Below are 6,686 nucleotides of genomic sequence, written 5' to 3'. Positions count from 1 at the left end.
GAGCATCTTGCAGATAAACTTTCAAAACGTGATATTTATGTGGATGTTTTTCATGGCGATAAAGGGCAAGGTGCGCGTAATCGTGTGCTTGATGCTTTTAAAGCCGGCGAGATTGATGTGTTAATTGCGACTGATATTGCCGCGCGTGGTCTTGATATTGAAAAGCTGCCTGTTGTTATTAACTTTGATTTACCTAGAAGCCCCGCTGATTATATGCATCGTATTGGCCGAAGTGGGCGGGCAGGGGAGGTCGGTTTGGCATTATCTTTAATCGATCATGAGGATTATCATCACTTTGGCATTATAGAAAAGAAAAACAAAATTCGTCTTGAAAGAGAAGAGATCGAAGGCTTTGAAGTCGATACGACAAACCTCCCTAAGGTGGATAAGCCCATGGCCAAACCTGAGGGGACGGGTAAGAAAAAACGTAAGAAAAAAGCGGCGGCGGCTGATGTTTGGTTAAACCAAGGGGAATAGTTGAGCGGCTGAATCACTTTATCGCTAAGCTTTAGGCTGATTTTTAAGTTTGTGCTGCTTGTTAGTTGTTGCTTGCTACTTAGGGAGGTTACTCAAATGCCATCTTTCATTAGGATATTTATTTTGCCTATCCTAGTTCTTTTTGCGTCGTTTGAATGCGTATCTCAAAATGCATCTGATGCACAGTTAGATAATGTCTCTGAGCTTAGGTGGCAAAATCGTATATTAATTATTTGGTCAGATGAGCCAAGTAAAACCTATGCTGCCCTTAACCCTTTTTTACATGAGATTGATGATAGGGATATGGTTATTTTCTCCCTTAATCAAGCTGAGATAATCACAAATTTTAAAGGTAAATTAAGTACTCAGTTTATTAAATCGCTAGCGTCACAGTTTCCTAGGCACACAGCTCATTATTATTTAATCGGTAAGGATGGCGGCGTTAAACGCACTGGTGATCATCTTTTGATCGAAGCCATATTTGAACAAATTGATGCTATGCCCATGAGGCAATTAGAAATGAAAGAAGCCTCTTAACTCATTGTCACTCATCCTGTTTAGAAAATCTTGGCCGATAGGGCTAACGTGATTGAAAAGCCCGCCCTAATTATTAAATTGTATGGGGATTTTTAATGCCAAGTTTTTCATTGACCACATCTGGGAATCGAACCTGCTGCCATAATTGCTGACAAATCTCTTTGGTATTGTGCCAGTCCTTTTTTGCAATCCAGTCGATTAATACACTTGGGTCGCCAGGGAAGTCGATCGCCTCAGGTTTACTTTGGGCTAACCATGTCTCTACCTGAGTCTTATCTAGGTTTGGCATACTATGGCATAGCCCCATTTTTTGTAATGACACTATGTTGGAGTATTGCTCAAACTGACCGTGCAGGGGCTTTATGAGTAGTTTTTTACCAAGCTTTAAGCACTCACTGGATAATTCAAACCCTCCGTTAGCAATGGCACCACCGCATGTTTCTAATTTTTGATGAAACCCTTCTTTGCTGGTTTTACGCCAATGGATATGGCTTTCATCATAATCTTCTTTTAATTCGGGGTGGAAACAATGGAATTGATAGCCTTCAAGGGATTCTAATAAAGCACCTATCTCATCTAAACTTTCAAACGGAAGGTAAACCAAAATTTCCTTATTAATCGAGCTTGTCGTTAATTCATTTTCAATGAAGGGAGGCATAATGTCATGGCCAAAATGGTAATAGTGCACGCCTAGCTGGACTTCACATGGCGCAAAATGCTTTAGCAGTAGTTGGCTATAAAAGGTGCTGCCGTCTTGTGGAATGGGTTTTAAAAAGGCTGCTTGGTGACTAATGGCAATGGAGGGAATGCCTTGGCGCTTTGCGGCCCAAGCACTAATGGGTTCAAAGTCATTTAATACTAAATCGTAACTTGAAAGGTCTAATTGACGAATATCTTTTATAAATTGAACCGGTTTGAAGGTTTTTAAGGTGCTTAATTTTGAGATCTTGCCATTTTTCGTTGCAAAGCTTAGTCCTTGGCGGGTTTGATAGTCACCAAAGACCTGCATATCAAAATAGTTATCTGGATCTCGTCCTGAAAATAAAAAATCTACTTGAATATCATCACGCTTTGCAAAGGCCTTTGCCATAACACGTGCACGGCTTATATGACCGTTGCCTGTACCTTGTACGCCATAAAAGATTTTCATAAAGCTCCGTAATTAAACATGACAAAAGGGTTAATTAAGCATAACAAAAAGGTTGAGACCAACAGCTGACATAGCGAGGCCAAGTAGAGCGCCTGCTAAGATATCACTTGGATAATGCACGCCTAACAAGACGCGAGATAAGCCAATAAGGCTAGCCCAGGTATACACCAAATAGGTCACAGACGGATAATAATGAGCCAATAAATAAGCCATTAAAAATGCTGCTGCCGTATGACCAGAAGGCAGGCTAAATTTGTCAGAAGGGGAGATATAAGCTCTGAGATCTGAGAAACTATGACAGGGCCTGTCTCGTTTGATTAACTTCTTCAGCACCAGATATAAAGGTAGTTCTAGAGCATAAGCCAGAAGGGCGGTATAGAGAAAAATGGCACCATCTAAAGGTTCAAATAGCCAAAGCACAACCCCTAGTACTAAATAATAATGTCCATCTCCGGTATGGGAGATAGCTCTCACCCATGAGCAATTCTTTGCTGTGGTTTTTTTGAATAGCCAATAAAAAAGGTGGGTATCGGTACGACTGATAATATTCATGGCCTGTCCTCTTTACTGCTGTTAACTGTATATTAAAAAGACAATATGAATAATATATGACAAATATAAGAAGGGTTTATGACAAGTACTAAGAGCGGTTATCGCTGGACTTATTGTTGTCATAGAATGAGACGTTTAAATAAGTCTGCTTTATAAGGTCTAAAAAAATTTGAAATGGGTTCAGAAGATTTTTAAGCCTTCCTTAAAGTAGCGTCTCATATTTAAAGGATTAAACAATGAGATTGATTGTAACCCCAGGGCTGGTTTTTACCTTTTTTATTCTAATGCACTTGAGTGTGTATTTGCTTTTGCGATTTGTGGTTGGTAGTGATTATGGCGTCTTCTTTCTAATTTTATTTTGGGGCTTTGCTTCCGTTTTTGGTGTGAATCGATTACATGCTTCAATTAAACACGTTGCTGATCACGCTATCATTTATAAAGTGTATCTATTTCTAAGCTATTTATTCATGCTGGTTTCATTTTTTGGCATCGCTGTGATGTTTTATCTAATGATTAATTTTGAATATAAATAGCGTGAAAAATTAAGCCTAGGCATGTTAACGAGCAATCGTTTAGTGAGTACGAGGTGATGTGAAGAGGTTTTAGGCATAAAAAAGTCGCCTTGTGAGCGACTTTTTTATGAAGTTTTTAACGTCCTGTTTAAACTTAAAAACCCTATGCTACCAAGCATTCTTGTGAAGTTGTTTAACCTTTTAAGTCAAACAACTTAATTCAAATAACAAATAGCTTTTAAGTTTTTATATGCCGTATTTTAAGCCACATCTTGTGCTGTGTTAGCAAGGGCATATTGATTGATGGTGGCGATCAAAGCTTGCATAGATGCAGATACAATATCTTCATCGATTGCGACACCGTTATAACGTTTGCCATTAATGTTCGTTTGAACATAGGTAATGGCTTGAGAATCTGTGCTGCCGGTTAAAGCATGTTCTTGGTATTGCACTACATCCAACTTAAGATTGAAGTGTGTGCTTAATGCTTGGCTAAAGGCAGAAAGCGCACCATTGCCTTGACCATGAATGCTGATGACATCGCCATCAATGGTTAAATCAGCACGTACTGTGTCTAGACCATCTTTTTGCAATTCGTATTTACCTAATTTATAAGGCGCATTACCCGTTAAATAGGTGTCTTCAAATAATTGTTTCATGGTATCGCCATTCACTACGCCACCATCTTGTTCAGCAAAGACCTGTACAACAGGACTAAACTCAACTTGTAACCAACGTGGTAGGGCAAGGCCGTGCTCTTGCTCTAAAGTATAAGCGACGCCACCTTTACCTGACTGACTGTTAACACGAATCACTTCTTGATAAGTGCGGCCTAAATCTCTTGGGTCGATTGGCAAGTAAGCCACATCCCAAGGTTTGTCTGCGGTTTGATTTGCCAAACACTTATTGATTGCATCTTGGTGAGAGCCTGAGAATGCAGTAAAGACTAATTCACCAGCGTAAGCATGTCTTGGGTGAACCGGTAGGTTTGTTACGGCTTTAACCACGCTGACAATACGGTCCATATCGCCAAGCTGTAACTCTGGATCAACGCCTTGGCTATACATATTCATTGCCATGGTGACGACATCCATATTACCGGTACGCTCACCATTACCTAACAAGGTGCCTTCAATTCGATCCGCGCCAGCCATCATGCCAAGTTCTGCGGCTGCGACACCACAACCTCTATCGTTGTGAGTATGAAGGCTGACATACATGCAGTCACGTTTAGCTACATTACGACAGAACCATTCAATTTGGTCGGCATAACGGTTAGGTGTTGAGACCTCAACAGTCGCAGGCAGGTTGATAATAATCTTGTTGTCTGGGGTAGGTCGCCAAACATCAGTCACTGCATCCACAACTTCAACCGCATAATCCATTTCTGTGCCAGTAAAGCTTTCTGGTGAATATTGGAAGACCCACTCGGTATCAGGGTATTTTGCTGCAAATTCTTTGACACATTTTGCGCCATTTACTGCGATGTTTTTTACCCCTTCTTTGTCCATGCGGAACACTTGTTCACGCTGAGTGGTCGAAGTGGAATTATAAACATGTACTATGGCACGACGAGCACCAATTAAGGACTCGTAAGTGCGTTCGATTAATTCAGGGCGTGCTTGTGTTAGTACCTGTAAAGTTACATCGGCAGGCACTTGATCTTCTTCGATCAACCAGCGGCAGAAGTCAAAATCTAATTGAGATGCCGCAGGGAAGCCAATTTCAATTTCTTTGAAACCCACATCTACTAGCAATTTAAAGAGCTCTTTTTTCTGCTCAACCGTCATAGGTTCAACCAGCGCCTGGTTACCATCACGCAGATCAACACTGGTCCAAATAGGTGCTTTGGTAATGGTTTTATCTGGCCAAGTACGATCAGGCAAGCTGACTGGGGTAAATGGACGGTATTTGCTGTGGTCGAAGTTACTCATGGTGTTTCCTTTATCCCTTTGATAGTTGTTCTTGAGATGGATAATCTCTTTAAACTCATGTGCTTATGTTGTGTGAGTTAGTTTACTCTTTTTTTGACGGTAAAAAATTGCGTTTTTATAAAAATTTAGATTAATTTGGCAATTATATTGCGGTATATTTATGTTTGTTGAAATTTTATAGGGTTAAGTTATGTTGGATACAATAGATATACGAATACTTGAAGTCCTTCAGCAAGATTCTAGCTTAACCAATCAGGAGCTAGCAGACATTGTAGGACTCTCGCCATCACCTTGTTTGAGACGTGTTAAAGCCCTTGAAGAGTCAGGTATTATTATAAAATCAGTCACCTTGTTAGATCAAAGGATGCTGGGGCTTAAGCTGACCGCCTTTATTCAAGTCAGCATGGACAGGCACACACCAGATAGGTTTGAGTTATTTGAGTCCAGCTTAACCTCTTATCCAGAAGTAAAATCCTTAAGTTTAGTAACCGGGCATTCTGCTGATTATCTGGTTGAAGTGGTGGTTGAGGATATGGATAAATATCAGGAGTTCTTGCTAGTGCGTCTGTTGCGGATTCCAGGGGTGACGGATGTGCATTCCAGTTTCTTGATGCAAAAAATAATCGATAGAACCAGTTTGCCGCTTGAGCATTTGCAACAACAAATTAAAGCGCATTAGGTGGTTAAATAAAAAAACAATATTTAAAGCGATTAAGCCAAGTAAAATGTTGATATCACACTTTAAAAAATAAAATTGAACCCCATTATTCCTTGATTAGATTAATTGCATGTCAGGGCAATATAGGTAGAGACAAGTATATGAGTGAGTTGAAAGAAAGACGCCGTGTCGTTATTCCTGTTCGAGCAGGTAAGGTCATGGCTGAGTTTATTTCCTTTTCAGGTGATGAAACAGGAAAAGAGCACATTGCTATCCACTTTGACGGTAAACAAAAAAAAGATGATATCCCTTTGGTGAGAATACACTCTGAATGTTTGACAGGAGATGTATTTGGATCGGGCCGCTGTGACTGTGGTGAGCAACTTGATGAGGCGATTGATAAAATCGATATCGAAGCGGGCTACATTCTTTACCTACGTCAAGAAGGTCGTGGTATTGGTTTATATGCCAAACTAGATGCCTATGATTTACAGGATCAAGGTTATGATACTTATCAGGCCAATGAAATGCTGCATTTGCCGCAAGATGATCGGGATTTTGCTGTCGCTGCAAATATGCTAAAAGCCCTTGGTGTACACAAGGTTCGACTACTTACGAATAACCCGGATAAGGCAAAACAAATGGGTGAAAACGGCATTGATGTGGTAGAAATATTGCCAACAGGTGTCCATGTAAATGATCATAATCGTCAATATCTAGAGACTAAAGCATTAAAGATGAATCATACTTTGGATTCAGAAAAGCTTAAAAAATAAATTTAAGCCCAGTGAAAAAAGGAGACAACTAGTCTCCTTTTTTGTGTCTAAGCTTTTACCGCTTCATTTCTTTCAAACAGCGTCTCTCAA

Annotated in this window: 8 protein-coding genes; 5 read left to right on the top strand and 3 right to left on the bottom strand. The window is 40.1% G+C overall.

Annotated elements, in window-relative coordinates; translation table 11 throughout:
- On the top strand, positions 1-477 hold a 477-nt coding region (locus MED121_RS16450; RefSeq protein WP_009834862.1), incomplete at its 5' end, for a C-terminal helicase domain-containing protein.
- A gap of 96 nt (positions 478-573) precedes the next feature.
- A complete protein-coding gene (locus MED121_RS16445; RefSeq protein ID WP_009834861.1) occupies positions 574-1,014 on the top strand; it encodes a DUF4174 domain-containing protein in 441 nt (146 codons plus the stop codon).
- 73 nt (positions 1,015-1,087) lie between these two features.
- On the opposite strand, the gene MED121_RS16440 is transcribed toward MED121_RS16445, so the two are convergent.
- The gene (locus tag MED121_RS16440) at positions 1,088-2,164 is read right to left on the bottom strand and encodes an MJ1255/VC2487 family glycosyltransferase (RefSeq protein ID WP_009834860.1); all 1,077 of its coding nucleotides are present in this window, start codon (positions 2,162-2,164) and stop codon (positions 1,088-1,090) included.
- Between the two features lie 30 nt (positions 2,165-2,194).
- Positions 2,195-2,716, bottom strand: a complete 522-nt coding sequence (locus MED121_RS16435) for a phosphatase PAP2 family protein (protein WP_009834859.1) — start codon at positions 2,714-2,716, stop codon at positions 2,195-2,197.
- Between the two features lie 236 nt (positions 2,717-2,952).
- Between MED121_RS16435 and MED121_RS16430 the strand changes: the two genes are divergently transcribed.
- Entirely contained in the window at positions 2,953-3,249 is a 297-nt protein-coding gene (locus MED121_RS16430) for a hypothetical protein (RefSeq protein WP_009834858.1), read from the top strand.
- 239 nt (positions 3,250-3,488) lie between these two features.
- Here the strand turns inward: MED121_RS16430 and leuA are convergent, their stop codons facing one another.
- A complete protein-coding gene (gene leuA / locus MED121_RS16425) occupies positions 3,489-5,162 on the bottom strand; it encodes a 2-isopropylmalate synthase (protein ID WP_009834857.1) in 1,674 nt (557 codons plus the stop codon).
- Positions 5,163-5,352: 190 nt separating this feature from the next.
- On the opposite strand from leuA, the gene MED121_RS16420 reads away from it, so the two are divergent.
- On the top strand, positions 5,353-5,841 hold the full coding sequence (locus MED121_RS16420) for an Lrp/AsnC family transcriptional regulator (RefSeq protein ID WP_009834856.1): 489 nt from the start codon (positions 5,353-5,355) through the stop codon (positions 5,839-5,841).
- A 140-nt stretch (positions 5,842-5,981) separates the two neighbouring features.
- Positions 5,982-6,596 carry a GTP cyclohydrolase II gene (ribA, locus tag MED121_RS16415; RefSeq protein WP_009834855.1) on the top strand — a complete coding sequence of 205 codons (615 nt, stop codon included), beginning with the start codon at positions 5,982-5,984 and terminating at the stop codon, positions 6,594-6,596.
- The last annotated feature ends 90 nt before the right edge of the window (positions 6,597-6,686 follow it).

Source organism: Marinomonas sp. MED121 (assembly GCF_000153025.1).
Classification (GTDB): Bacteria; Pseudomonadota; Gammaproteobacteria; order Pseudomonadales; family Marinomonadaceae; genus Marinomonas.
The sequence above is the reverse complement of the archived record's forward strand: the minus strand, read 5'-3'. Positions and strand labels throughout refer to the sequence as shown.

Excerpts from the sequence above, each read along its gene's own strand:
- MED121_RS16445 (WP_009834861.1), top strand. The coding sequence starts at position 574 with ATGCCATCTTTCATTAGGATATTTATTTTGCCTATCCTAGTTCTTTTT.
- MED121_RS16440 (WP_009834860.1), bottom strand. The coding sequence starts at position 2,164 with ATGAAAATCTTTTATGGCGTACAAGGTACAGGCAACGGTCATATAAGC.
- MED121_RS16435 (WP_009834859.1), bottom strand. The coding sequence starts at position 2,716 with ATGAATATTATCAGTCGTACCGATACCCACCTTTTTTATTGGCTATTC.
- MED121_RS16430 (WP_009834858.1), top strand. The coding sequence starts at position 2,953 with ATGAGATTGATTGTAACCCCAGGGCTGGTTTTTACCTTTTTTATTCTA.
- leuA (WP_009834857.1), bottom strand. The coding sequence starts at position 5,162 with ATGAGTAACTTCGACCACAGCAAATACCGTCCATTTACCCCAGTCAGC.
- MED121_RS16420 (WP_009834856.1), top strand. The coding sequence starts at position 5,353 with ATGTTGGATACAATAGATATACGAATACTTGAAGTCCTTCAGCAAGAT.
- ribA (WP_009834855.1), top strand. The coding sequence starts at position 5,982 with ATGAGTGAGTTGAAAGAAAGACGCCGTGTCGTTATTCCTGTTCGAGCA.